Source organism: Gordonia sp. 11cp, from assembly GCF_057767225.1.
Genome location: NZ_CM173437.1, coordinates 3,497,134 through 3,520,482, shown reverse-complemented (window position 1 = coordinate 3,520,482; position 23,349 = coordinate 3,497,134). Strand labels below are relative to the sequence as shown.

The window sequence follows — 23,349 nt, the reverse complement described above, 5'->3', positions numbered from 1 at the left end:
CCCCCTGACATGTCGCGCTGTGTATCCCCAGGCGGTCGAACCCGCTGAGGTTGGCTATGTTAGCTGCTGAACCCAGGGGGAGGATTGACCTGATGACGTCTGTGGACGGATTCGCGCCGGGGTACCTGACCACCGCTGCCGGTGCGGACACCGGGGACCGTCGGCGGGGCGAGGCGGCCGTCGAACCTCAGCTCGTACGGGTGTCGGTACTGGGCGGCAACACCCAGCTCGACGTCGGCCTGCCCGCCGGCATCCCCATCGCGGGACTCATCGGCGACCTCGTGGCGCAGATCGAGTCGCGCAATCCCACTCGGTCGGACCCCGACGATCCCGACGCCGACGCGCGCAACCCCGGACGCCCGCACGATCGCCAGAACAAGTGGACCCTCGCCCTCGTCGGACAGGAACCGCTCCCCCTGCACAGGTCGCTGTCCGAGTCCGGCATCCGCGACGGCGACCTGCTGCTGCTGACCTCGACGCGCACCGGGGAGTCCCCGGTGCTCTTCGACGACGTGGTCGACGCCGTCGCCCGGCTGAACGAATCCCAGTTCGTCGACTGGACCGCGGCGGCCGCCCGACGAGTCGGTTACGCACTGGCTCTCGTCGCCGCGGTCGCGGCGGCGGCATCGCTGGCCGCGGTCCGGGCCGACACCGGCGCCCTGTGGTTCGCGGGCCTCTCGGGCCTGGCGGTCGTCGGATTCGTCACCGCCTCGACCATCGTGTCCCGCTACTACCGCGACGAACAGAGTTCGACCGTCCTGTCGTTGTGCGCCGCACCGATGGCGTTCGTGACCGGGATGATCCTCACGCCCGGACAGTTCGGCGCCGCGCATCTGACGCTGGGATTCGCGTTCACACTCGTGGCCGCCGTCGTCAGCTACCGCCTGACCGCCGTCGGCGCCACCGCGCACAGTGCCGTGACCAGCGCGGCGCTGCTCGGCGCGGCCGGCGCCGGGGCCCGACTCCTCATCGATGCACCGGTGCCCGACGTCGCCGCCGTCATCGCCGCGGTCGGCCTGCTCCTGATCGGGCTCGCGCCCCGCACCACCATCCTGCTCGCGAAACTCCCACTGCCCCCGGTCCCGACGGCCGGTGCCGCCATCGACGTCAAGGACATCGAACCGCGCCCGGCCATCGAGGGCATCGGGGCGATCGGCGCGACCGCACTCCCCAAAGCCGATGCGCTGGAACGTCGTTCCTATCTCGCCAATGCCTATCTGACCGGCATCGTCGGCGGGCTGACCGCGGTCACCGCCATCGCGGCGGTCCTCACCGCCTCCCCGCTCGCCGGATTCGAGTGGCGCAACGCCGTCTACGCCGCGATCATCGGCGTCGTGCTGTGCCTGCGGGGCCGCTCCCACAGCGACCTGTTCCAGGCCGGAATCCTCATCGTCGGCGGATCGCTCGTGGTGATCACGCTGATCACCGGTCTCGCCTTCGGCGACGACCGATGGCCGGTCATCGGTTTCGCACTCGGCGTCGTCGTCGTGATCGCCGCATTCGTCTTCGGCGTCGTCGCCCCGAACCAGGACTTCTCCCCCGTGATGCGGCGCTGGGCGGAGATCGGCGAGTACATCCTCGTCGCGCTCATCGTGCCCCTGCTGCTCTGGCTGCTCGACCTGTATCGAATCGTCCGCGAGATCTGATGCGCGGCATGCGCACCCGCAGCGCGGGGTTGTTCGCGACGGCCCTGGTCGCGGCGCTGGTCGGGACGTCGGCATCGCCGGCCGCGGCGGTGACCCCGCCGCGGATCGACCCCGGCGCCCTGATCCGGTCGGCCCCGGTCGCCCCGCCGGAACCGACCGAGCAGAGCCACCTGTGCAACACCGCGGAACTGACCCGTAATGTGTCGAAACCGACTGCGGCGCAGTCGATGATGAATCTCCCGGAAGCCTGGCGGTTCAGCCGCGGACAGGGTCAGCGGGTCGCGGTCATCGACACCGGCGTCACACCGCATCCGCGGCTCGGCCGTGTCGTCGCCGGCGGCGACTACGTCTCGGGCGGCAACGGACTCGACGACTGCGATGCACACGGGACCCTGGTGGCCGGCATCATCGCCGCACGTCCGAGCGCCTCCGACGCATTCGCCGGGGTGGCGCCCGCGGCCTCCGTCATCGCCATCCGCCAGTCGAGCAGCGCCTTCCGGAAGAAAGACGATCGCGCACGGGACGACGGTGCGCCGGTGGTCGGGTCCGGGTACGGGTCGGTCCGGACGCTCGCCCACGCGATCGTGCGGGCGGTCGATCTACGCGCCACCGTCATCAACATCTCCGAGGTGGCGTGTGCCCCGGCGTCGGACTCGGTCGACGATCGCGCACTCGGCGCGGCCATCCGTCACGCCTACGAGCGCGACGTCGTGGTGGTCGTCGCGGCCGGCAACCTGACCCGCGACGGCGCCTGCCAGAACCAGAACCCGGCCCCCGCCGCCGACGATCCCGACGGCTGGCGGTCGGTCTCCACCATCGCCAGCCCCGCGTGGTACTCGCCGTATGTGCTGACGGTGGGCTCCGTGGACGCCGACACCGGCTCCCCGAGCGACTTCAGCCTGCACGGGCCGTGGGTGAGCGTCGCGGCCCCGGGGACCGACATCGTGAGCCTGGACAGCCGACGCGGCTCGAGACGATTGGCGTCGGCGCAGGAGAGCGACGCCGGACCGGTTCCTCTGATCGGCACGAGTTTCGCCGCGCCGTATGTGGCCGGTACCGCCGCGCTGATCCGCTCGCGATTCCCCGAGCTGTCCGCGCGCGAGGTGATGAACCGCATCATCGAGACCGCGCATTCGCCGGGTACCGGCCGCGATCAGCGGATCGGCCACGGCGTCGTCGACCCGGTCGCCGCCCTGACAGCAGAGTTGCCGGTCGAGGACCAGCCGGACCGCGCCTCGGCGCCGATCGCCGCCCCGCCCGTTGCGCAGCCGCCCGATCACACCGCCCGCGACGTCGCGATCATCGGCAGCGTCGTCGCGGCGATCGTCATCGCAGCGGTCCTCGCGATCGCGCTACCTCATCGGCGGGTGCGCAAGCTCGACCCGGACGAGTTCTGACGCTCGCGGCCACCGCGGGAATGCGGGCGGCGCGGCGTCAGCTCGACGTGCGTGCCGGGCGCAGCTCGCGCGGGAGCGCGAAGGTGAGGGTCTCGTTGGCCGTGTTGACGGTCTCGACCGTGCCGTAGCCGCGCTCGGCCAGGTAATCCAGGACGCCGCGGACCAGGACCTCGGGCACCGACGCGCCGGAGGTGACGCCGACGGTCGTGACACCGTCCAGCCAAGACTCGTCGATCTCACGCGCGTAATCGACCAGGTGGCCTGCCCTCGCGCCGGCCTGCAGGGCCACTTCCACGAGGCGTACCGAGTTCGACGAGTTCTGTGACCCGACGACGATCACCAGATCACACTCGGGCGCCATGGCCTTGACCGCCACCTGACGGTTCTGGGTGGCGTAGCAGATGTCGTCGCTGGGCGGGTCGTTGAGCAGCGGGAACTTCTCCCGGAGCCGCCGGACGGTCTCCATCGTCTCGTCGACCGAGAGGGTGGTCTGCGACAGCCAGACGAGCTTCGACTCGTCGCGGACCGTCACCGACTCCACGCTGTCGGGGCCGTCGACCAGCTGGATGTGCTGGGGAGCCTCACCGGCGGTGCCCTCGACCTCCTCGTGGCCCTCGTGACCGATCAGCAGGATGTCGTAGTCGTCGCGCGCGAACCGCTTGGCCTCCTGGTGGACCTTGGTGACCAGCGGGCAGGTCGCGTCGATGGTCCGCAGGTTGCGCTCCGCGGCGGTCTGGTGCACCAGCGGGGAGACGCCGTGCGCGGAGAACACGACGATCGCGCCCTCGGGCACCTCGTCGGTCTCCCCGACGAAGATCGCCCCGCGCTCGGCGAGGGTCTCCACGACGTGCCGGTTGTGCACGATCTCCTTGCGCACGTAGACGGGAGCGCCGTGCTTGTCGAGGGCACGCTCGACCGTCTCCACCGCACGGTCGACACCAGCGCAGTAGCCGCGGGGTTCGGCGAGGAGGACACGCTTCGTCTCAGACATGCTTCCCAGGGTACGGGTTACGCGACGTTGCTCGTGATGGCAGAGTGTTGGCATGGATCGCGCACCGTACCCTGCCCGGATAGCCGCTGGTCTGATCGTCACCGCCCTCGAGGAGACGCGGAAACTCCCGGCCCTGCTCATCACGTTGCCGATGACCGCGGTCAGCCAGACCCTTCAGGCCGGCATGCGGGCGCAACAGAACATCGCCGAACTGGCCATCAAGGGCGACGCCGCCCTGGAGATGTTCTTCGACCGGCCCGACGAACAGCCCGAATGGGCGCGCTTCGACGAGGACGAGCCGGAGAGCCCCGCGCCGGTCTCGCCGCCCGCACCCGCCGCGAAGGCACCGAGTGCCGCACCGACCACCCCGGCACCGACCACACCCGGCCCCACCACCATCGACGACGAGGTCGAGGAGGCGGCCACCGACGCCGATCTCGCCGCACCGCCGCGAGCCGACGCGGGTCGGTTCGCCCTGTACAGTTCCACCCCCGACGAGGCCGTCGCGGCCGAGGTGCCGGGCACCGAGGCGGTCACGTCGTCCGACGGTTCGGGACCCGAGATCGTCGAACTCATCGACTACGACACCCTGACCCTCGCGCAACTGCGCGCCCGGCTCCGGACGGTCGCCATCGAAGACCTGATCGCGCTCGTCGACTACGAGAAGGCCGGTCGTGCCCGCGCGCCGTTCGTGACGATGCTCGAGAACCGGATCGCCGCGCAGAACAAGCGCTCCACCGAAGCGTGACCGGAGCCGACACGAGCGACACACCGCGACGTTCCTCCTCGCCGAACTCGGCCGAGCACCCGTGGCCGGTCCGGACGGTCAACACCAAGATCGCCGACTGGATCCACCGGCTCGGACAGATCTGGGTGGAGGGGCAGGTCACCCAGATCAGCCGGCGACCCGGCACCCGGACCGCGTTCCTCACCCTGCGCGATCCCGCCGCCGACATCTCGATCTCGGTGACGTGCAGCCCGGATCTACTGGCGCGCACCGAGGTTCCGCTGACCGACGGCAGTTCCGTGGTGGTCCTGGGCCGACCGAGTTACTACACCGGCCGCGGCACGGTGTCCCTGCGGGTCAGCGAGATCCGGGCGGTGGGCATCGGCGAGTTGCTGTTGCGGATCGAACGACTGCGCCAGCTGATGGCCGCCGAGGGCCTCTTCGATTCGCGCCTCAAGCGGCCGTTGCCCTTCCTGCCGCGGGTGGTCGGGCTGATCAGCGGGCGGGCGAGCGCCGCGCAGCACGACGTGGTGAGCGTGGCCACCGCGCGCTGGTCGGACGTCCGTTTCGACATCAGGGAAGCCCCCGTGCAGGGCCCGACGGCCGTCGCCCGCATCCTCACCCATCTCGCCGAACTCGATGCACACCCGGATGTCGAGGTCATCATCATCGCGCGCGGCGGGGGCAGCGTCGAAGACCTGCTCCCCTTCTCCGACGAGGCGCTGTTGCGCGCGGTCTCGCGGTGCCGGACGCCGGTCGTCAGCGCGATCGGGCACGAACCGGACAATCCGTTGCTCGATTTCGTCGCGGATCTGCGCGCGGCCACCCCCACAGACGCCGCCAAACGAGTGGTCCCCGACGTCGAGGCCGAGCTCGCCGGCATCGCGGACCTGCGCCGCCGCAGTGCGCAGGCGCTGCGCAACTGGGTCCGGCGGGAGTCCGGCGTCGTGGCGGCGCTCCGGGCGCGTCCGGTGCTCGCCCGTCCCGGGGTGCTGGTGGACTCCGAAGCCGCGCGGGTGGCCGAACTGGTCCGCGTATTGCGACGGGATGTGTTGCGCCACATAGATTCCGAGGAGCGTCGCAGCGAGCACCTCGCCGCGCGGTTGTCGACCCTCGGTCCCGCGCAGACCCTGGCGCGCGGCTACGCGGTGGTGCAGCGCACCGACACCGATCCCCCGCATGTGGTCGGCACCCTCGCGGACCTGCCGCCGGGTGCGCAGGTGCGGATCCGGGTCGCCGACGGCGCGGCGACCGCCCGGGTCGACGGGCCCGCCGCACGACGCTCCCGCGCACGATCCCGGACGGGCGGCGCGACCGAACCGACGAACGCGCACGAAGACGGAGGAGACGCGTGAGCACCGACGAGACATCCACTCCCATCCAGGAACTCGGGTACGAGGAGGCACGGGACGAGCTCGCCGAGATCGTCACCACCCTCGAACACGGCGGGCTCGATCTCGACGCCTCGCTCGCGCTCTGGGAACGCGGAGAGGCCCTCGCCACGCGCTGCGAGGAGCACCTGCGCGGGGCCCGGACGCGCATCGAGGCGGCGATCACCGACAAGGGGGCCGATCCCGGCGACGAGGACGACGACTGATCACTCGAACCGCGTGAGCAGGTCGTGGTCGAGGGCGCTGACGCGGGCATGTTCGGCGGTCGGGCGCGCACCGGCTCGCGCGAGGACCGGCCGCCGATCCTCCCCGCCCCTCACCGGGGAGGAAAGCGGCCACCCGACGGCGTCGTCGGAGGTCGGCCCGACGACGCCCGGATCGGGTGCGGTCGCCGCGATCCCGGCCGGCACGGTCCGGTTCACGGTCGCGCCGACGCTCTGCACCGGCACGGTCACCACCAATGGCACCAGGACCGCGACCAACGCGAGCCTCGCCCACACGAAGTGCGGACCGAACCCAGATCCCCCAGCCATGAGCGCCTCCTGGAGACGACGCTAGGAACTCGGGACCCGGTTCTCACGAGTAGTGCGCTACCCCAATTGCAACGGCGCCTGGGTGACGACCGACGACGCGATCGTCTCGATGTCGGCATCGTTGCCCCGCGACAGCACCGCGATGCGCACGTCGCCCAGATCGGTGATCCAGAACTTCTTGCCCTCCGCGGTCTCGTAGGTCACCCACTGGCGCCCGCCCGACTGACGGGTACCGGTGCCGGAGATGTCGCCGAAGTCACCTCCGTTGCCGCCCAGATAGGGCACGAGCACGTCCTCAGGCGCATCGGACTGGCTGAGCTGTACGTAGGCGCCGCTGCTGCTCAGCCACCCCACCGTGCTGACCCGATGTCCCTCGATCGCGTCCGACGAACCCGAGTTGGGTCGCCATCCCTCCGGTGTCGGCGGGCGGCGGATCGGGAACGCCAGCTGACTGGCATCCGCGTTCAGTGCGCTGACCACGTCGAACGGCGGCAGCTTGCTGTCGGCCACGTCCTTGGACGCCCCGACCGAGCAGTTCCCCGAGGCGATCAGCACCAGCGCACACAGCGCGAGCAACGGCACCAACGACCAGAACATGTCCTTACCGTTGATCAGGATGCGGGGTTTGTCTGCCATGGCGCCGAGTATCCCACCAGCAGGGTCACTGACCGAATGGCCGGTGTGACATGCAAGGATGGTCTTCGAGACCACCGCCACGATCACTCGGCGCCGCCCAGGCGACCAGCGCCGTACAGAGGAGTCGATTGCCCATGACCGTCAGCACCCACCAGGCCCCGGACCGCAACCTCGCGATGGAGTTGGTCCGCGTGACCGAGTCGGCTGCACTCGCGGCCGGGCGCTGGGTCGGCCGGGGCGACAAGAACGGCGGTGACGGCGCAGCGGTCGACGCGATGCGCGAGCTGCTCTCGTCGGTGTCGATGCGCGGTGTCGTGGTCATCGGCGAAGGCGAGAAGGACGAGGCGCCGATGCTCTACAACGGCGAGGAGGTCGGCAACGGCGAGGGACCCGACTGCGATGTCGCCGTCGACCCCATCGACGGCACCACCCTGATGGCCGAGGGACGCCCCAACTCGATCTCGGTGATCGCGGTCAGCGAACGCGGCACCATGTACGACCCGTCGGCCGTGTTCTACATGGACAAGATCGCCGTCGGCCCCGACGCCAAGGGCGCCATCAACATCAACGAGTCCGTCGAGTGGAACATCAACTCGGTCGCCAAGGCGAAGGGCATCGACGTCGCCGATCTGACGGTCATCGTCCTCGACCGTCCCCGCCACGCCGATCTCATCGGTGAGATCCGGGCGGCCGGCGCCAAGATCCGCCTCATCTCCGACGGCGACGTCGCCGGTGCGGTCGCGGCCGCCGACGACTACTCCACCGTCGACATGCTCATGGGCGTCGGCGGCACCCCCGAGGGCATCATCACCGCGGTGGCGATGAAGTGCATGGGCGGCGAGATCCAGGGCAAGCTGTGGCCGCGCAACGACGAAGAGCGGCAGAAGGCCCTCGACGCCGGCCACGACCTGGACCGCGTGCTGACCAATGACATCCTCGTCAGCGGCGAGAACGCCTTCTTCTGCGCCACCGGCGTCACCAACGGTGACATGCTGCGCGGCGTCACCTACCGACCCAACGGAGCGACGACCCGGTCGCTGGTGATGCGCTCGAAGTCCGGCACCGTCCGTCGCATCGAGGCCGTTCACAAGCCGGCCAAGCTCCGCGGCTACTCCCGCATCGATCTCTGAGACCCGATTCGGCCCCATGCCGGTGCCGGGAGCGAAGCGAGCGGGCCGAGATGTCCCGACCCCGGCGACTTCTCGAGTCAACCTGTGGCGTGGGGCCGTTCGGGCGGGCGATACGATGCGGTCCGTGAGTAAACCAGCCTCAGCCCCCGAGTTTCTCTACTCCGATCTGCTCCCCACCGGCGCCGACGAGACCCCGTACCGGTTGATCACCGCCGACGGTGTGTCCACCTTCACCGCCGGCGGCCGAACTTTCCTGCAGGTCGACCCGGAGGCCATCCGGCGGCTCACCGCCGAGGCCATGCACGACATCAGCCACTACCTGCGCCCGGCTCATCTCGCGCAGCTGCGCAAGATCATCGACGACCCGGAGGCCTCGGGTAACGACCGGTTCGTCGCGCTCGACCTGCTGAAGAACGTCAACATCTCCGCGGGGGGCGTCCTGCCGATGTGTCAGGACACCGGCACCGCGATCGTGATGGGCAAGAAGAGTGAAGGGGTGCTGACCGGCACCGACGACGCCGAGGCCATCTCCCGGGGTGTCTACGACGCCTACACCCAGCTCAACCTGCGCTACTCGCAGCTCGCCCCGCTGACGACCTACGAAGAGAAGAACACCGGCTCCAACCTGCCCGCCCAGGTCGAGATCTACGCCACCGAACAGGGACCCAAGGGGCCGGACTACAAGTTCCTGTTCATGGCCAAGGGTGGTGGCAGCGCCAACAAGTCGTTCCTGTTCCAGGAGACCAAGGCGATCCTGAACCCGAAGAGCATCCTGAAGTTCCTCGACGAGAAGATCCGCTCGCTCGGCACCGCGGCGTGCCCGCCGTACCACCTTGCCGTCGTGATCGGCGGCACCTCAGCCGAATTCGCACTCAAGACCGCCAAATACGCGTCAGCGCACTACCTCGACAACCTGCCCACGCAGGGTTCGATGTCGGCGCACGGTTTCCGTGACCTCGAACTCGAGGACGAGGTGTTCAAGCTGACCCAGTCCTTCGGTATCGGTGCGCAGTTCGGCGGCAAGTACTTCTGCCACGACGTGCGTGTCGTGCGGCTGCCCCGCCACGGCGCGTCCTGCCCGGTCGCGATCGCGGTGTCGTGTTCGGCCGACCGTCAGGCACTCGGCAAGATCACCGCCGACGGCGTCTTCCTCGAACAGCTCGAGACCGATCCGGCCAAGTACATGCCCGCAGCCGGTGTGGCCGAGGACATCTCGGGCGGCGAGGTGGTCGAGGTCGACCTCAACCGTCCGATGCCGGACATCCTCGCCCAGCTCTCGCAGTACCCGGTCAAGACCCGCCTGTCGCTGACCGGGCCACTCGTCGTCGCGCGAGACATCGCGCACGCCAAGATCAAGGAGCGCCTCGACGCCGGCGAACCGATGCCCGACTACCTCCGCGACCACCCCGTCTACTACGCGGGACCGGCGAAGACCCCCGAGGGCATGGCCTCCGGATCGTTCGGGCCGACGACGGCCGGCCGGATGGACAGCTACGTCGAGCAGTTCCAGGCGGCCGGCGGCTCGATGGTCATGCTGGCCAAGGGAAATCGGTCCAAGCAGGTCACCGATGCGTGCGGCTCGCACGGCGGTTTCTACCTCGGCTCGATCGGCGGACCCGCGGCGCGTCTGGCGCTCGACTGCATCAAGAGCCAGGAGATCATCGAGTACCCCGAGCTCGGCATGGAGGCCGTGTGGAAGATCGAGGTCGAGAATTTTCCCGCGTTCATCGTTGTTGACGACAAGGGCAACGACTTTTTCACCGACCCGAGCGGGGCCGTGAACGTCCCGCTGAGCGGCATAAGGATTCGATCGAAGGAGTAGGACACCGATGACCGGAGCACAGGGCAATGAGCAGCGGTACCGCACCGAGCACGACACCATGGGCGAGGTGCAGGTACCCGTCGACGCCCTGTGGCGGGCCCAGACGCAGCGCGCCGTCGAGAACTTCCCGATCAGCGGACGGCCGCTCGAGCGGACCCAGATCCGTGCGATGGGACTGCTGAAGGCGGCCTGCGCCACGGTCAATGCCGACCTCGGTCTCCTCGACCCGGAGAAAGCCGATGCCATCGTCGCCGCGGCCACCGAGATCGCCGACGGCCGCCACGACGACCAGTTCCCGATCGATGTGTTCCAGACCGGTTCGGGCACCAGCTCGAACATGAACACCAACGAGGTCATCGCGTCGATCGCCAAGTCACGCGGCGTGGACGTCCATCCCAACGATCACGTCAACATGTCACAGTCGTCGAACGACACCTTCCCGACGGCGACGCACGTCGCCGCCACCGAAGCCGCGGTCACCGACCTGATCCCGGCGCTGGAGCATCTGCAGAAGGCGTTGAGCGACAAGGCAACCGAATGGCGTGAGGTCGTCAAGAGCGGCCGCACGCATCTGATGGACGCCGTGCCGGTCACGCTGGGCCAGGAGTTCGGCGGCTATGCACGCCAGGTCGAGGCGGGCATCGAGCGCATCACCGCCACCCTCCCCCGCGTCGGCGAACTGCCCATCGGCGGCACCGCCGTCGGCACGGGCCTCAACGCGCCGGACGGGTTCGGCACCAAGGTGGTCGCCGAACTCGTGCGGCTGACCGGAGTCGAGGCCCTGACGCTCGCGAAGGACAACTTCGAGGCGCAGGCGGCCCGCGACGGGCTCGTCGAACTCTCCGGCCAGCTCAAGACGGTCGCGGTGTCGCTGACCAAGATCGCGAACGACGTCCGCTGGATGGGCTCCGGTCCGCTCACCGGACTCGGCGAGATCCTCCTCCCCGACCTCCAGCCGGGCAGCTCCATCATGCCGGGCAAGGTCAATCCCGTTCTGCCCGAGGCGGTCACACAGGTGGCGGCGCAGGTCATCGGCAACGACGCCGCGGTCACGTGGGGCGGCGGCAACGGCGCCTTCGAACTCAACGTCTACATCCCGATGATGGCCCGCAACGTCCTCGAGTCCCTGAAACTGCTCGCCAACGTCTCGCGGCTGTTCGCCGATCGCTGCATCTCCGGCCTGCAGGCCAACACCGAGCGATTGCGCACCCTCGCGGAGAGTTCACCCTCGATCGTCACCCCGCTCAACAGCGCCATCGGTTACGAGGAGGCGGCCGCCGTGGCCAAGCAGGCCCTCAAGGAGGGCAAGACGATTCGCGAGACCGTCCTGGATCGCGGGCTGGTCGGCGACACGCTGACCGAGGCCGAACTCGACGCCCGGCTCGACGTGTTGAAGATGGCCAATCTCGACCGGGAGCGCTGAGAACCGTGGCGGCGCAGCTGCTTAACTTCCCCACCGACTGGCAGACCGCACTCGTGCTCGTCGCCCACCCCGACGATCCCGAGTACGGGATGGCCGCCGCCGTCGCCCGATGGACCGGCGAGGGCAGACGCGTCGTCTACGCGCTGGCCTCGAGCGGTGAACGGGGCATCGAGGGTCTCTCACCCGCCGAGTGCGGGCCCCTCCGGGAAGCGGAGCAGCGCGCGTCCGCCTCGATCGTCGGCGTCGACGAGGTCGAGTTCTGGGGCTTCCCCGACAGCGACATCCGCAACGTCCCCGAGTTGCGGGCCAAGATCGCCGAGACCGTCGAACGCGTCCGCCCGCAGGTGATCGTCTCGCTGTTCGGGGGTCCCGAGTGGGCGCCGGGAATGCCCAACCAGCGCGATCACATGGAGTTCGCCGCGGCCGTGCTCGACGCCTACGACGCCCTGGAGTCCCCACCGTCGTGGTTGTTCGAGAACGGTCCGGCGGCGACCCACGGCGTCGACGTCGAGGATCAGATCGACACGGCCGTCCACGCGCTGGCCGCGCACGACCGCTACCTCTCCGTCCTGGATCCCGACACCCCGGTCCTCGACCAGGCACGAGCGCAGATCGAGATGGCGACAGCCCCACGCACCGATGATCCCCACGGCCACGTGGCCGGCTTCGAACTCAAGAGGGGCCACACCGGCTGACGTTCCTTGGCCCTGCGCATCGGTGACCTTCGGCCTCTCCCGCCAGGCGAGCCGTCGGTGGATGGTGTGGGGGTCCACTTCTCCGCACGCCGCCGGAGGAATCCGCTCCGACAGGGGGACCGTCATCACTCTCACATCCGTTCTCGTCGCACTGCTCGCCGCATTCACCGTGTGCGCACTCATCGGATTGTCGGTCTGGCTTCTCGTCCTGTTCGGGGTGCTGACCGGACTGCACTCGGTGGCATGGCTGTCCGAGCGCACATCGGCCTGGCGGCTGCCGGCCGACGCCGACGCACCCTAGAGGGGCGCCGACCAGCGCAGTGCCAGACCACGGCCGTTCGGTGGCGTGGTCAGCGTGAACGAACCACCGAGCTTCTCGGCCCGGAGGGCGAGATTGCGGAGGCCGCTCGGCGTCACATCGGCCGGCAGCCCGATGCCGTCGTCGACGACCTCGACGACGAGTTCGTCGGCAATCGCGAGCGACACCGTCACGGTCGTGGCCCGGGCATGCTTGACGACGTTGCTCACCGCTTCCCGCGTGACCGCGACGACGTGCTCGGCCAGCGGCGGCGCCACCACCGACAGCGGGCCCGACGTCCGGACGTGTACCTGAATCGGCAGATCGTCGATCTGCTGGTCGATGGCCTCCTGCACGCGCTGCCGCAGCCGGGTGATCATCATGTCCTCGGCCTGCAGATCGAAGATGGTCGTCCGAACCTCCTGGACGATGTCCTGCAGATTGTTGATGGAGTGGGTGAGGCGCGAACGGACATCGGGTGAATGGGTGCGCTGCAGCGTCGCCTGCAGACTGAGTCCTTCGGCGAAGATCCGCTGGATCACGTGATCGTGGAGGTCACGGGCGATCCGCTCGCGATCTTCGAGGACACGCATCTGATGGGTCTGCAGCGTGGCAGTGGCCAGCTGCATGGCCAGAGCGGCCTGGTCGGCGAAGTCCGCGCTGAGCTCCAGGAGGTCCCGCGTGAAGGGCTCTCGCCCCTCGGCCCGCATGGCGATCAGCACGCCCCGGGTGGAGTCGACCGTGCGCAGCGGCGCGGCCATCACCGGCCCGAAGCGCGTCGACGAATCGCCGATGTCGTATTCCAGGTGCTCACGCAGAACGGGGCGTCGCTGGACGAATGCGGTCCCCGACGTCGACCCGACGATGGGGATGCTCTGGCCGCGGAAGACGTGGCCCTCGGTGCCCTCGGCCACGGTGATCACGAGTTCGTCGATCGACTCGACGGGCTCCTCGGTGTCGTGGGGCTCGGCGATGAAGACGAGGTCGGCCTCGGCGAGGCTCAGCACCTTGCGAGCAATCTCCTCGAGAACGTCCTGGTGATCGGCGCCGGTCAGCAGCTCGGTCATCACATCGCGGTTGGCCTCGATCCAGGCCAGCTGGTTCTGCGCCTGCTCGTAGAGGCGGGCGTTGTCGATCGCGATCCCGGCCGCGGACGCCAGAGCCTGGATCACCACCTCGTCGTCCTCGGTGAAGACGCCGCCGTTCCTTTTCTCCGTCAGATAGAGATTGCCGAAGATCTCGTCACGGACCCGGATGGGTGTACCCAGGAAACTCGTCATCGGCGGGTGGTTCGGAGGGAACCCCACGGATTCGGGATGCTCGGAGAGGTCGGGAAGGCGCAGCAGTTCGGGTCGGTCGATGAGCAGTCCGAGGACGCCGCCGCCGGTCGGCAGCCTTCCGATGCGCACGCGGGTCTCGTCGTCGATGCCCTGCGACAGAAAGGCAGACAGGTGGTGCCCGCGCCCGAGGACGCCGAGTGCGCCGTACTCCGCGTCGACCAGCCGGATCGCCGACGCCACGATCGATTCGAGTGTGGTTTCCAGATCGAGTCCGGAACTGACGACGAGCATCGCCTGAAGGAGTCCATCGGTCTGATCACGCACGTCGGCGATCTGGCCGACCCGGTCGGCGACCTCGTCGAGCAGCTCGCGCAAACGCATCTGCGACAGCGCTTTCTGCAATTCGAGCGATCTCGGGTCGAGTTCCGAGAATTCGGAAGCCATCTCTCGGATCATAGTCAGGCACGAATTCCACCGCGCAACTTCGGTCCAACGTCGCGCTCGCACGCACCATGCGACGAGAATCTTCTCGATTAGTTAGGCGTGCGGACATTTACGAAATGCGATCGGAAAGTCTTACAATTCGATGCAGGTGTCCGATGCCGGAGGGAGACGGCATGATCAGGGTCTTCCTGGTCGACGACCATGAAATCGTCCGACGGGGTCTCGTCGAATTGCTCGAGTCCGACCCCGATCTCGAGGTGGTCGGCGAGGCCGCCACCGTCGCGCAGGCGCTGGCCCGGGTACCGGCGGTACGACCGGATGTCGCCGTGCTCGACGTCCGACTCCCCGACGGCAGCGGCATCGAGCTGTGCCGGGAGCTGTTGAGCAGTGTCGACGGCCTGCACTGCCTGATGCTGACCTCCCTGACCGACGACGAGGCGATGATGGACGCCATCCTGGCCGGCGCCAGCGGATACGTCATCAAGGACATCACCGGAATGGAACTCGCGCGAGCGATCGCCGAGGTCGGAGCAGGGCGGTCCCTGCTGGACAACCGCGCCGCCGCGGCGCTGATGGATCGACTGCGCGCCCGGCAGGATGCCGAAGAACCGCCCCACGACGGCCTCAGCGAGCAGGACCGTACGCTCCTCGCCCTGCTCGGGGAGGGTCTGACGAACCGACAGATCGCCGCGCGGATGCACCTCGCCGAGAAGACGGTCAAGAACTACGTCTCGCGACTGCTCGGCAAACTCGGGATGGAACGGCGGACCCAGGCGGCGGTGTATGCGGCGAAGTCCGCGAATCGCGAACGACGCCGCTGAACCACGCCGCGCATGGGTCCTTGGTCCTCGATGTGCGGGATCTTTGGCGCATGTGCGACACATCACCCCGGGTGTGTACTCAGTGAATGGACCCCATGGGGTCACCGGTGTGCGACCTGCGGAGGGGGCAGCCGCGTTGACTGCGTCCACGATCGTCGGGATCGACGGTTCGGCCACCGCCCGGGCGGCGGCGTGCTGGGCCGCTCGCGATGCCCTGTTGCACCATTCGCCGGTCGAACTCATCTCCGCCGCCTGTCCGTCGGCCGGCCTCGTCGCCGAGAGCCCGCACTCGCTCGATCCGTTGCGAAGGCGGGCCGAGCGGGCCTTGTCCGAATCGAACCGTGCGATCAGGGAGTCGAGCGGTGCGGCTGCGGAGTCGCCCGTCCGGATCGCGACGCGGGTGGAATGCGCACCTCCGATACCCACTCTGCTCGAGGCCTCGTCGGCGGCGAGGGTGCTGGTCGTCGGCAATCGAGGCCATCGCGCGGGCGACCGCGTGGCACTGGGGTCGGTCGCTCTCGCACTCGCCGAGCACTCCCGGTGCCCGTTGACCGTGATCCGCGACCCGGGTTCGACCCCGCCGGAGCGGACGTCGGCCGCGGTGGTGGTCGGGGTGGACGGGTCACCCGCGAGCCGCCTCGCGGCGACGTCCGCCTTCGGGCAGGCGGCGGTTCGCGGCGTCCCCGTCACGGTCGTCCATGCCTGGCGCGACTCCGACGGGTCCGATGTCGATCCGACAGCGCCCTCCCCCGAGCACGGGCTCGCCTGGCGGGCCCTACGCGCCACCGTGGCGACGTGGCTCGACGACGAGCTCACCGGGCTGCGCCACGACCATCCGGCGGTCCGGGTCCGATGTGCGATCGTGCGGGATCGCCCGGCGCGGGCATTGCTCGATCACGCGCAGGCCGCGCAACTGGTGGTGGTCGGGGCCCGCGGCCGCGGTGGCTTCGACCGCATGCTGGTGGGGTCGACGACGCTCGCCGTTCTCCAGCGGGCCCGGTGCCCGGTTCTGATTGTTCCGCACGACCGGTGACACCGCTTCGGCGGGACCACCGCCGAACTGTGTGTCATTCGGCCCTTGAGATCTGCATCACATCTTCCGACACTGGAATGGTCGCTCGTCCGAGGAGAGGGGAGGCCCCTGGGACGAGCGACCCGACACCCGGTCAAGCGACAGAACGATCAACTGACCGAAAGATCTACACAGAAGGCTTCGCGATGACAGTTGTTTCCGCACCCGTGGAAACCGAACGGCCGCCCGTCGACCGTGACTGCGACAGCTGCGGACGGAGATTCACCGTCCGCGCTCCCCTGCGCCGGTCCGATCTGGACAACCTCGCCCGGGTGAACGGCTGGGACATCGGCTCCGGGGCCACGTGGTGCCCCGGGTGCCGATGCGCCCGGGCAATCCTCTCGAGTTCGTAGTCACGGCTCGACGAGCAGGTCAGCCCGCCTGACCGCCGAGTCCGAAGAGCGCGGGAACCACACCGACGAGCTGCGAGAGCAGGCCGGTCAGGACATCGGCACCCGGGACACCCGACGTAGCGGGTGGTGTCGTCCCCGGCGGCGTCGTGCCCGGAGCGGTCTGAGGGGTCGCTCCGGGCGCCTCGCCCGCGGGTGCCCCCTGGTTAACGCCGATGGTGATCTTGGGGTTCTTCGCCGGGTCGAGCCACACGAGGATCTGCTTCATCAGTTCACGGTCGATCGCGACGCAGCCCATGGTCGGCTCACCGTTGGTGACGTGCAGGAACATCGCCGAGGCCCGGCCCGGGGTCCGTTGCGGGTTGTGCGCGATGTTGACCGCGTAGTCGTAGACCGGCCCGGAGTTGTACAGGTTCTCGCTGTCGCCACCAGGGCTCTGCGGCTGCCGCACGTGGGTGTTGTAGGTGGGCGACTTCATGTTCGAGTCCCACCAGTCCTGCTGGTCGACCTTCAGGTAGGGCATCTTGGTCCCGGGGTTCGCGGCGCGACCGAAAGCCTGGTCGAGCGGGAAGGTGCCCTGCGGCGTCCGGTGGACGTTGTCCTTCGGCTCGCCCATACCCAACGATCCGAGGAACGCTTTCGTCGGACCGATGACCGGTTTCCAGCTGCCGTCGGCGCCCCGGTCGAAAGCCGTCAGGGTGGCGGTGGTGTCGGATGCCCTCGGCGCCGTCACGACGATCATCTGGCTCGTCGGCCCGGCCGTCCCGGAGCCATCGGTCCCGTCGGCCGAGCCCGTCCCGCCTGCCAGCTGATCGAGAATTCCGTCGAGAAGAGGGATTCCCGAGCCCGGCGCCGCCCCCGCACCCGGCGGGGGTGTCTCCGGTGTAGTCGTCTCTGGGGCGGCGAGCGCCTGGCCTGCACCGCCGACAGTCGCGGCGAGTACCGCGATCACCAGTAGTCCCAGCAGTCTCAATTGCCTCATCAGTAACTTCTGCACCACATCAGTGTGACAGCGCGCAAGAGTGCGTGAGTCACGTCCTGGTCACGGTGCGGTTCGGATCGGGTGTCGGCCGGCCCCGGCGACACACCGGGATCCGGCGGTGTCGCCCCGGATTTCCCGATACGAAAACAGGTGATTGTCATATTTCGCGATGCAGGGCAATAGACGTTTCACGAAACCATTAAGCAAAAGACCCGAAAATTCCGCGATCTTTGTTTGCGCGTTTGTCAGCAAATCATTAGTGTCGCAAATGACAGTGCCGGATCAAGGCGCTCGTCGACCGGATAGCCATTCGATAAAAGGGAGAACAATGACATCCTTGGAGAACGTCGAACTGCTCACCGCCATCGTCGACCTCCTGAATTCGCTCCGCGACTTCACCCCGATCGAACCGCCGACCGCCTGATCCGACACCGAAGGCCGCGTCGACTCCCCCTCTCGGGTGAGCGACGCGGCCTTCGCGTATCCGGCGAGATCTGGTGCACCGCAGAATTACCGATACCTGGACGAGTGCCGACCTACTGGGGCGCGAACTCCTCGAGCATCTCGGTCACGAGGGCGGCGATCGGCGACCGTTCGCTACGGGTGAGCGTGATGTGCGCGAAGAGCGGGTGGCCCTTCAGCTTCTCGATGACCGCGGCGACACCGTCGTGCCGGCCCACCCGGAGGTTGTCGCGTTGGGCGACGTCGTGCGTCAGGACCACTCGCGATCCCGACCCCAATCGCGAGAGAACGGTCAGCAGCACGTTGCGTTCGAGGGACTGCGCCTCGTCGACGATGACGAATGAGTCGTGCAGGGACCGTCCGCGGATGTGCGTCAGAGGGAGCACCTCCAACATCCCGCGGCTCAAGACCTCGTCGATGACCTCCGGGGACGCGAGCCCTTCGAGGGTGTCGAAAACCGCCTGCGCCCACGGGCCCATCTTGTCCGACTCACTACCCGGCAGGTAGCCCAGCTGCTGCCCGCCGACCGCGTACAGCGGACGGAACACGACCACCTTGCGCTGGGTACGCCTCTCCAGGACCGCTTCGAGTCCCGCACAGAGCGCCAGCGCCGACTTTCCGGTCCCCGCCTTGCCGCCGAGCGACACGATCCCGACGCTGTCGTCGAGGAGCAGATCGAGAGCGACGCGCTGTTCTGCCGACCGTCCGTGGAGCCCGAACGCCTCCCGGTCACCGCGTACCAACTGCACCCGCTTGTCCGAGTTCACGCGACCGAGCGCACTCGACGTGGCGCTGAGCAACCGGATCCCCGTGTGACACGGGAGCTCCCGGGCATCGTCGATGTCGACGACACCCTCGGCGAACAGCGTGTTGATCGCAGCGGTCTCGACATCGAGCTCGGTCATCCCCGTCCACCCCGAGACGACGACGTCCTGGGCGTGGTATTCGTCTGCGGCCAGCCCCACCGCGCCGGCCTTCACACGCAACGGCGTGTCCTTGGACACCAGCGTCACGTCCTTGCCCTCGGCACGCAGGTTGAGGGCGCAGGCGAGGATGCGGGAGTCATTGGAGTCGGTGCGGAATCCGGCGGGCAGTACCGCGGGGTCGGTGTGGTTGAGCTCCACCTGGAGGGTGCCGCCGTCGTCGCCGATCTCGAGCGGCAGATCGAGTCGTCCGTGTTCGAGCCGCATGTCGTCGAGCATGCGCAACGCCTCACGCGCGAACCAACCGAGTTCGTGGTGGTGACGTTTGCCCTCGAGTTCGCTGATGACCACCAGTGGCAACACCACGTGGTGTTCGGCGAAGCGCATGACCGCCCAGGGATCGGACAGCAGCACGGAGGTATCGAGGACGTAGGTGCGTGTGGTCACGTGGGGCTCCTACGTTCGTGCGGCACCCGCACAAACCGGTGTTGGTCGACCGGCGGTCCAGTTGTCCGATGTCCCGGCGTCAGCCGAGGTGGACGAGGACCGGGGCCGGCCCCCTCGCGTTGCTCGCACAAACCACGATGTGAACCTCCCGAACGAACCGCTTCCCCGCGGTCCGTCACTGGCCAACGTACGCGCGAAAATCCGTGGCGGCGCGCCGGAATCAGGTGTGTCGGCGTGAATTATGGGTAAACCGCCGTATCGTCTGGAGTGGAGACGCAACACGGCGCCACCAGGACTTTCGTCGTCCCGGTGGCGCCGTGTTCACGGTCGCGACGCCCTCGCGGTGGGCGGGTCAGCGTCCGGCGCGCGCGAGGATCCGGGTGCGCGCGGCCTGAGCCTCGTCACCGAGACCCGAGACGGTGTCGAGCCTGACCGCGTCGGCCAGGGTCGTTGCGATGGCCGCTTTCACCTCGTCGTTCTCGTAGTCGGCGATGAGTGCGCGCTCGGCGTCGAAGTCGGCGATGTCGTGGCCGATGGGCTCGTCGAGCGCCAGCGCGCTGTCGATCGCGAGGACGGTGGCGTCCTGGTCGGCGACGATCCCGGCGTTGAGGAACGCCCCGAAGGTGGTGGCCTGTCCCTGGTCGTCGGCCGCGATCCTCGTGAGGATCTCGACGAGCGCGTCGTCACCGGCGACCGCCGACAGCCGCTTGACGAAATGCACACACTGGTTCTCGTGCACGGCCATCAACGCGAGCACGTCGAGCGGACCGAGCGGGTCGATCTGCTCCGGGACCTGGCGGTAGCCCTGGGTCACATGGATGCGGCGACGCTCCTCGGCGTCCACCGGATCGATCGCGCGCCGGACGACGAGGTAGTCACGCAGCACGATGGCATGGCGGTTGTCCTCGGCGGTCCACACGCCCACGAGCTGCCGCCAGTCGGAGAAGGCCGGGAAGTGTTTGGCCAGCACCCGGTGATACGACGGCAGGTTGTCCTTGGTCAGCAGGAGGGCGAGCAGCCCCGCACGTGCCTCGTCGGACAGGAAGGCCTCGGACGGGTCGAAGTCCTTCCCGCCGAGGAACCCGAAGTTGCGTCCGTCGTCCCACGGCACCCAGTCGTGCGGATTCCACGGACTCGCGGCCGACTGGTGGTCTTCGGCGATCTCGGGAAGAGCCTTCTCGAGCGCGATGATCAGGTCGTCTTCAGTGAGGGCGTTCATCGCTGAAAGGATACGGACGCCGGGCCCGGCCGGGCAATCCAGGTCAGATCCGGCTCATGAGGCCCCACTCCTCGAGACCCTCGTAGAGCGGGAAGTCGAGAGCGAGCTTGGACACACGCCCGCGCAGCGCCGAGACATCGGCGGCGTCGCCGGCGGCGAGCGCACCGGCGATGATGTCGGCGACCTCGGCGAACTGTTCATCGCCGAAGCCGCGGGTGGCCAGCGCAGGGGTGCCGATGCGCAGACCCGAGGTGACCATCGGCGGGCGGGGGTCGAACGGCACGGCGTTGCGGTTGACGGTGATGCCGACCTGGTGGAGCAGGTCCTCGGCCTGCTGACCGTCGAGGGCGCTGTTCCGCAGGTCGACGAGCACGAGGTGGACGTCGGTGCCGCCGGTGAGGACCGAGACGCCGGCCTCGGCCACGTCGGATCCGGTGAGACGCTCCGCGAGGATCCTCGCCCCGGACAGGGTGCGGCGCTGGCGCTCGGCGAACTCCTCGGTGCCGGCGATCTTGAGGGCCACGGCCTTGCCTGCGATCGCATGCATCAGCGGGCCGCCCTGCTGACCGGGGAACACCGCCGAGTTCAGCTTCTTCGCCCACTCCTGCTTGGCGAGGATGATCCCCGAGCGCGGTCCGCCGAGCGTCTTGTGCACGGTCGAGGACACGACGTCGGCGTGCGGCACCGGCGACGGATGCAGTCCGGCGGCGACGAGACCAGCGAAGTGCGCCATGTCGACCCAGAGGTGGGCGCCGACCTCGTCGGCGATGGCGCGGAAGGCCTCGAAGTCGAGGGTGCGGGGGTAGGCCGACCAGCCGGCCACGATGACCTTCGGCTTCACGTCGAGGGCGATCTTGCGCACCTCGTCCATGTCGATGCGGAAGTCTTCCTTGCTCACGCCGTAGAAGGCGTTCTCGTAGAGCTTGCCGGAGAAGTTCAGGCGCATGCCGTGGGTGAGGTGACCGCCGTGGGCGAGGTCGAGACCGAGCATGGTCTCCCCCGGCTCCATCAGGGCCTGCAGGACGGCGGCGTTGGCCTGGGCACCCGAGTGTGGTTGCACATTCGCGAAGTCGGCGCCGAACAGTTCCTTCGCCCGGTTGCGGGCGATGTCCTCGACGACGTCGACGTACTCGCAACCGCCGTAGTAGCGGCGTCCCGGATATCCCTCGGCGTACTTGTTGGTGAGCACGCTGCCCTGGGCCTGCAGGACCGCGCGCGGCACGAAGTTCTCCGAGGCGATCATCTCGAGGGTGTCTCGCTGGCGGCTGAGTTCACCGTTCATGGCGGCGGCGACGTCGGGGTCGAGCTCGGCCAGGGACATCGAGTTCACGGATGACGGGTTCGCGGTCATGCCCCGATTCTAGGCACCGAGTTCGCGACGCAGGCTCGCCGGGATGAGTGGCTCGTCGAGCAGGCGTCCGAAGGCGGCCGCGCGGTCGGCGGCCGAGTCCAGCCACTGCTCGAGCAACCGATAGCCCTCGACGTAGGTGCTGATGTACGCGCGCCACAGCGGTGAGGTGAGGAATCGCAGCATCTGCCGGGCCCGTTCCTCGGGGGCGAGGAGCCAGCGCCGGAGGTGTTCGGCGACGGCGTCGGCGTCGGCGTGGCGGTCGTGCAGCATGAGCGCGGCGTCCTGGCGGACGGGCAGGAGTCCGGCGGTGGCACGTCCGACGCTCATCGCGCGCTCGGCGTCGAAGCGGAGCCCGAGGTCGGCGTAGATCTCCTGGGCCCACGACTGCCAGTCGGGACCGACGATCGCGGCGAGGGCGTGGTCGGCGAGGCCCTCGGCCATCAGGCACTGCGGGGTGTTGACCAGGAAGATCGACTGCTCGGACTGCCCGGCGCCGACGAGCAGCTGTTCCTTGCGGCAGTGTTCGGTGTGATGTCCGGGGTAGGCCTCGTGTGCGATGAGGGCCGGCAGGGAGGACATGTACTGCGTGAGGTCGGCGTTGATGGCCACGCGTGAGCGGTAGTTCCCGAGGTAGTAGTTGAATCCCGACCACGGCTTGTCGGTCACGACCTCGAACTCGACGATCTCGTTGTCCGGCAACGGATATGCCGATCGAACTCGTTCGCGGAGCGCACCGCTGAACGTGCGGACGCATTCGTCGACCAGCTCCGGCGGGACCTCGTCGACGCGCCGGTGCGCGGCGTAGGCGTTACGGAGTTCGTCACCCGTCGCGCCCGGGACACCGAGCGCCTGCGCCAGGTCGGCGTGCGCTTGCCGATATCGGTCCGGGTCGGCCATCTCGATGTCGACGTCGAAGTAGGCGCGGACCTCGTCGACGAATCCGACTTCGTCGCCGGCGAACTTGCGGGCCGAGCATTCCAGGGCGCGCAGATGGGCGCCGACGAACTCGGCGCGCGCCGCGTCGAGTGTCCCGGGCAGGTCGGCGAGCAGGCCGCGCGCACGTTCGGCGAGCCGGACGGGATCGGGTGCAGGCCCGTTCTCTACCTCTGCTTTCAGTGCCGGATCGCCGGTGTAGGCGTCGACGAAGCCCCGTTCGAGGCGGTCGAAGCCGAGCCCGAGTCGGAGGTACTCGGTCACCAGCGGGTCGGGGGTGGTGGCGGCGTCGGCGACGGGCGAGGACGGCATATCGGCAGGCTACCGATCGACGCCGTTCCACGCCGCCCTAAGCTGTACGCATGATCACTCCGGG

The 23,349-nt window shown here is 68.7% G+C and carries 21 protein-coding genes; 12 read left to right on the top strand and 9 right to left on the bottom strand.

Annotated elements, in window-relative coordinates:
• Nucleotides 1–92: 92 nt before the first annotated feature.
• Nucleotides 93–1,646, top strand: coding sequence for a type VII secretion integral membrane protein EccD (gene eccD / locus AC3B6C_RS15750; RefSeq protein WP_488373414.1), 1,554 nt, complete (start codon nucleotides 93–95; stop codon nucleotides 1,644–1,646).
• Nucleotides 1,646–3,043: a type VII secretion-associated serine protease mycosin gene (mycP, locus tag AC3B6C_RS15745; protein WP_488373413.1), complete on the top strand. Its 1,398-nt coding sequence runs from the start codon at nucleotides 1,646–1,648 to the stop codon at nucleotides 3,041–3,043. The genes eccD and mycP overlap by 1 nt, the downstream gene beginning before the upstream one ends.
• Before the next feature lie 37 nt (nucleotides 3,044–3,080).
• Here the strand turns inward: mycP and AC3B6C_RS15740 are convergent, their stop codons facing one another.
• Entirely contained in the window at nucleotides 3,081–4,034 is a 954-nt protein-coding gene (locus tag AC3B6C_RS15740) for a 4-hydroxy-3-methylbut-2-enyl diphosphate reductase (RefSeq protein ID WP_035717097.1), read from the bottom strand.
• Between the two features lie 52 nt (nucleotides 4,035–4,086).
• Here AC3B6C_RS15740 and AC3B6C_RS15735 point away from each other — a divergent pair, with 52 nt between their 5' ends.
• The 3 genes from AC3B6C_RS15735 to AC3B6C_RS15725 are packed head-to-tail and all read left to right on the top strand — an operon-like array spanning nucleotide 4,087 to nucleotide 6,358.
• Nucleotides 4,087–4,782, top strand: a complete 696-nt coding sequence (locus tag AC3B6C_RS15735) for a lipid droplet-associated protein (RefSeq protein ID WP_014926173.1) — start codon at nucleotides 4,087–4,089, stop codon at nucleotides 4,780–4,782.
• On the top strand, nucleotides 4,779–6,116 hold the full coding sequence (gene xseA / locus AC3B6C_RS15730; RefSeq protein ID WP_014926172.1) for an exodeoxyribonuclease VII large subunit: 1,338 nt from the start codon (nucleotides 4,779–4,781) through the stop codon (nucleotides 6,114–6,116). Before AC3B6C_RS15735 ends, xseA begins: the two co-directional genes overlap by 4 nt.
• The gene (locus tag AC3B6C_RS15725; protein ID WP_010841839.1) at nucleotides 6,113–6,358 is read left to right on the top strand and encodes an exodeoxyribonuclease VII small subunit; all 246 of its coding nucleotides are present in this window, start codon (nucleotides 6,113–6,115) and stop codon (nucleotides 6,356–6,358) included. Before xseA ends, AC3B6C_RS15725 begins: the two co-directional genes overlap by 4 nt.
• Here the strand turns inward: AC3B6C_RS15725 and AC3B6C_RS15720 are convergent, their stop codons facing one another.
• Together AC3B6C_RS15720 and AC3B6C_RS15715 are read right to left on the bottom strand one after the other, a co-directional pair.
• The gene (locus tag AC3B6C_RS15720) at nucleotides 6,359–6,685 is read right to left on the bottom strand and encodes a hypothetical protein (protein ID WP_488373411.1); all 327 of its coding nucleotides are present in this window, start codon (nucleotides 6,683–6,685) and stop codon (nucleotides 6,359–6,361) included.
• 57 nt (nucleotides 6,686–6,742) lie between these two features.
• Nucleotides 6,743–7,321 (bottom strand): DUF4245 domain-containing protein, encoded by a 579-nt coding sequence (locus AC3B6C_RS15715; RefSeq protein ID WP_488373410.1) that lies wholly within the window; start codon nucleotides 7,319–7,321, stop codon nucleotides 6,743–6,745.
• Between the two features lie 134 nt (nucleotides 7,322–7,455).
• Between AC3B6C_RS15715 and glpX the strand changes: the two genes are divergently transcribed.
• The 5 genes from glpX to AC3B6C_RS15690 all read left to right on the top strand — a co-directional run bounded on the left by glpX (nucleotide 7,456) and on the right by AC3B6C_RS15690 (nucleotide 12,692).
• Nucleotides 7,456–8,451 carry a class II fructose-bisphosphatase gene (glpX, locus tag AC3B6C_RS15710; protein ID WP_010841836.1) on the top strand — a complete coding sequence of 332 codons (996 nt, stop codon included), beginning with the start codon at nucleotides 7,456–7,458 and terminating at the stop codon, nucleotides 8,449–8,451.
• Nucleotides 8,452–8,575: 124 nt separating this feature from the next.
• Entirely contained in the window at nucleotides 8,576–10,273 is a 1,698-nt protein-coding gene (locus tag AC3B6C_RS15705; protein WP_488373409.1) for a fumarate hydratase, read from the top strand.
• Between the two features lie 7 nt (nucleotides 10,274–10,280).
• Nucleotides 10,281–11,696 (top strand): class II fumarate hydratase, encoded by a 1,416-nt coding sequence (locus AC3B6C_RS15700; protein ID WP_010841834.1) that lies wholly within the window; start codon nucleotides 10,281–10,283, stop codon nucleotides 11,694–11,696.
• A 5-nt stretch (nucleotides 11,697–11,701) separates the two neighbouring features.
• Nucleotides 11,702–12,391 carry a PIG-L deacetylase family protein gene (locus AC3B6C_RS15695; RefSeq protein WP_488373408.1) on the top strand — a complete coding sequence of 230 codons (690 nt, stop codon included), beginning with the start codon at nucleotides 11,702–11,704 and terminating at the stop codon, nucleotides 12,389–12,391.
• 22 nt (nucleotides 12,392–12,413) lie between these two features.
• The gene (locus AC3B6C_RS15690) at nucleotides 12,414–12,692 is read left to right on the top strand and encodes a hypothetical protein (protein WP_010841832.1); all 279 of its coding nucleotides are present in this window, start codon (nucleotides 12,414–12,416) and stop codon (nucleotides 12,690–12,692) included.
• Here the strand turns inward: AC3B6C_RS15690 and AC3B6C_RS15685 are convergent.
• On the bottom strand, nucleotides 12,689–14,413 hold the full coding sequence (locus tag AC3B6C_RS15685) for a sensor histidine kinase (protein ID WP_488373407.1): 1,725 nt from the start codon (nucleotides 14,411–14,413) through the stop codon (nucleotides 12,689–12,691). The genes AC3B6C_RS15690 and AC3B6C_RS15685 overlap by 4 nt on opposite strands.
• Nucleotides 14,414–14,586: 173 nt before the next feature.
• On the opposite strand from AC3B6C_RS15685, the gene AC3B6C_RS15680 reads away from it, so the two are divergent.
• Nucleotides 14,587–15,234 carry a response regulator gene (locus tag AC3B6C_RS15680; RefSeq protein WP_055474972.1) on the top strand — a complete coding sequence of 216 codons (648 nt, stop codon included), beginning with the start codon at nucleotides 14,587–14,589 and terminating at the stop codon, nucleotides 15,232–15,234.
• A gap of 136 nt (nucleotides 15,235–15,370) precedes the next feature.
• The gene (locus AC3B6C_RS15675; protein ID WP_488373406.1) at nucleotides 15,371–16,267 is read left to right on the top strand and encodes a universal stress protein; all 897 of its coding nucleotides are present in this window, start codon (nucleotides 15,371–15,373) and stop codon (nucleotides 16,265–16,267) included.
• A gap of 411 nt (nucleotides 16,268–16,678) precedes the next feature.
• Here the strand turns inward: AC3B6C_RS15675 and AC3B6C_RS15670 are convergent, their stop codons facing one another.
• The 5 genes from AC3B6C_RS15670 to AC3B6C_RS15650 all read right to left on the bottom strand — a co-directional run bounded on the left by AC3B6C_RS15670 (nucleotide 16,679) and on the right by AC3B6C_RS15650 (nucleotide 23,285).
• Complete coding sequence (locus AC3B6C_RS15670) at nucleotides 16,679–17,638, bottom strand: L,D-transpeptidase family protein (protein WP_488373405.1); 960 nt, start codon at nucleotides 17,636–17,638, stop codon at nucleotides 16,679–16,681.
• A gap of 536 nt (nucleotides 17,639–18,174) precedes the next feature.
• Nucleotides 18,175–19,470, bottom strand: coding sequence for an RNA 5'-3' helicase PhoH2 (gene phoH2, locus AC3B6C_RS15665; RefSeq protein ID WP_010841827.1), 1,296 nt, complete (start codon nucleotides 19,468–19,470; stop codon nucleotides 18,175–18,177).
• A 352-nt stretch (nucleotides 19,471–19,822) separates the two neighbouring features.
• A complete protein-coding gene (locus tag AC3B6C_RS15660; RefSeq protein WP_488373404.1) occupies nucleotides 19,823–20,689 on the bottom strand; it encodes an acyl-ACP desaturase in 867 nt (288 codons plus the stop codon).
• Between the two features lie 43 nt (nucleotides 20,690–20,732).
• Nucleotides 20,733–22,040, bottom strand: a complete 1,308-nt coding sequence (glyA, locus tag AC3B6C_RS15655; RefSeq protein WP_010841825.1) for a serine hydroxymethyltransferase — start codon at nucleotides 22,038–22,040, stop codon at nucleotides 20,733–20,735.
• Between the two features lie 9 nt (nucleotides 22,041–22,049).
• Nucleotides 22,050–23,285 (bottom strand): DUF885 domain-containing protein, encoded by a 1,236-nt coding sequence (locus AC3B6C_RS15650; RefSeq protein WP_488373403.1) that lies wholly within the window; start codon nucleotides 23,283–23,285, stop codon nucleotides 22,050–22,052.
• Nucleotides 23,286–23,349 lie beyond the last annotated feature (64 nt).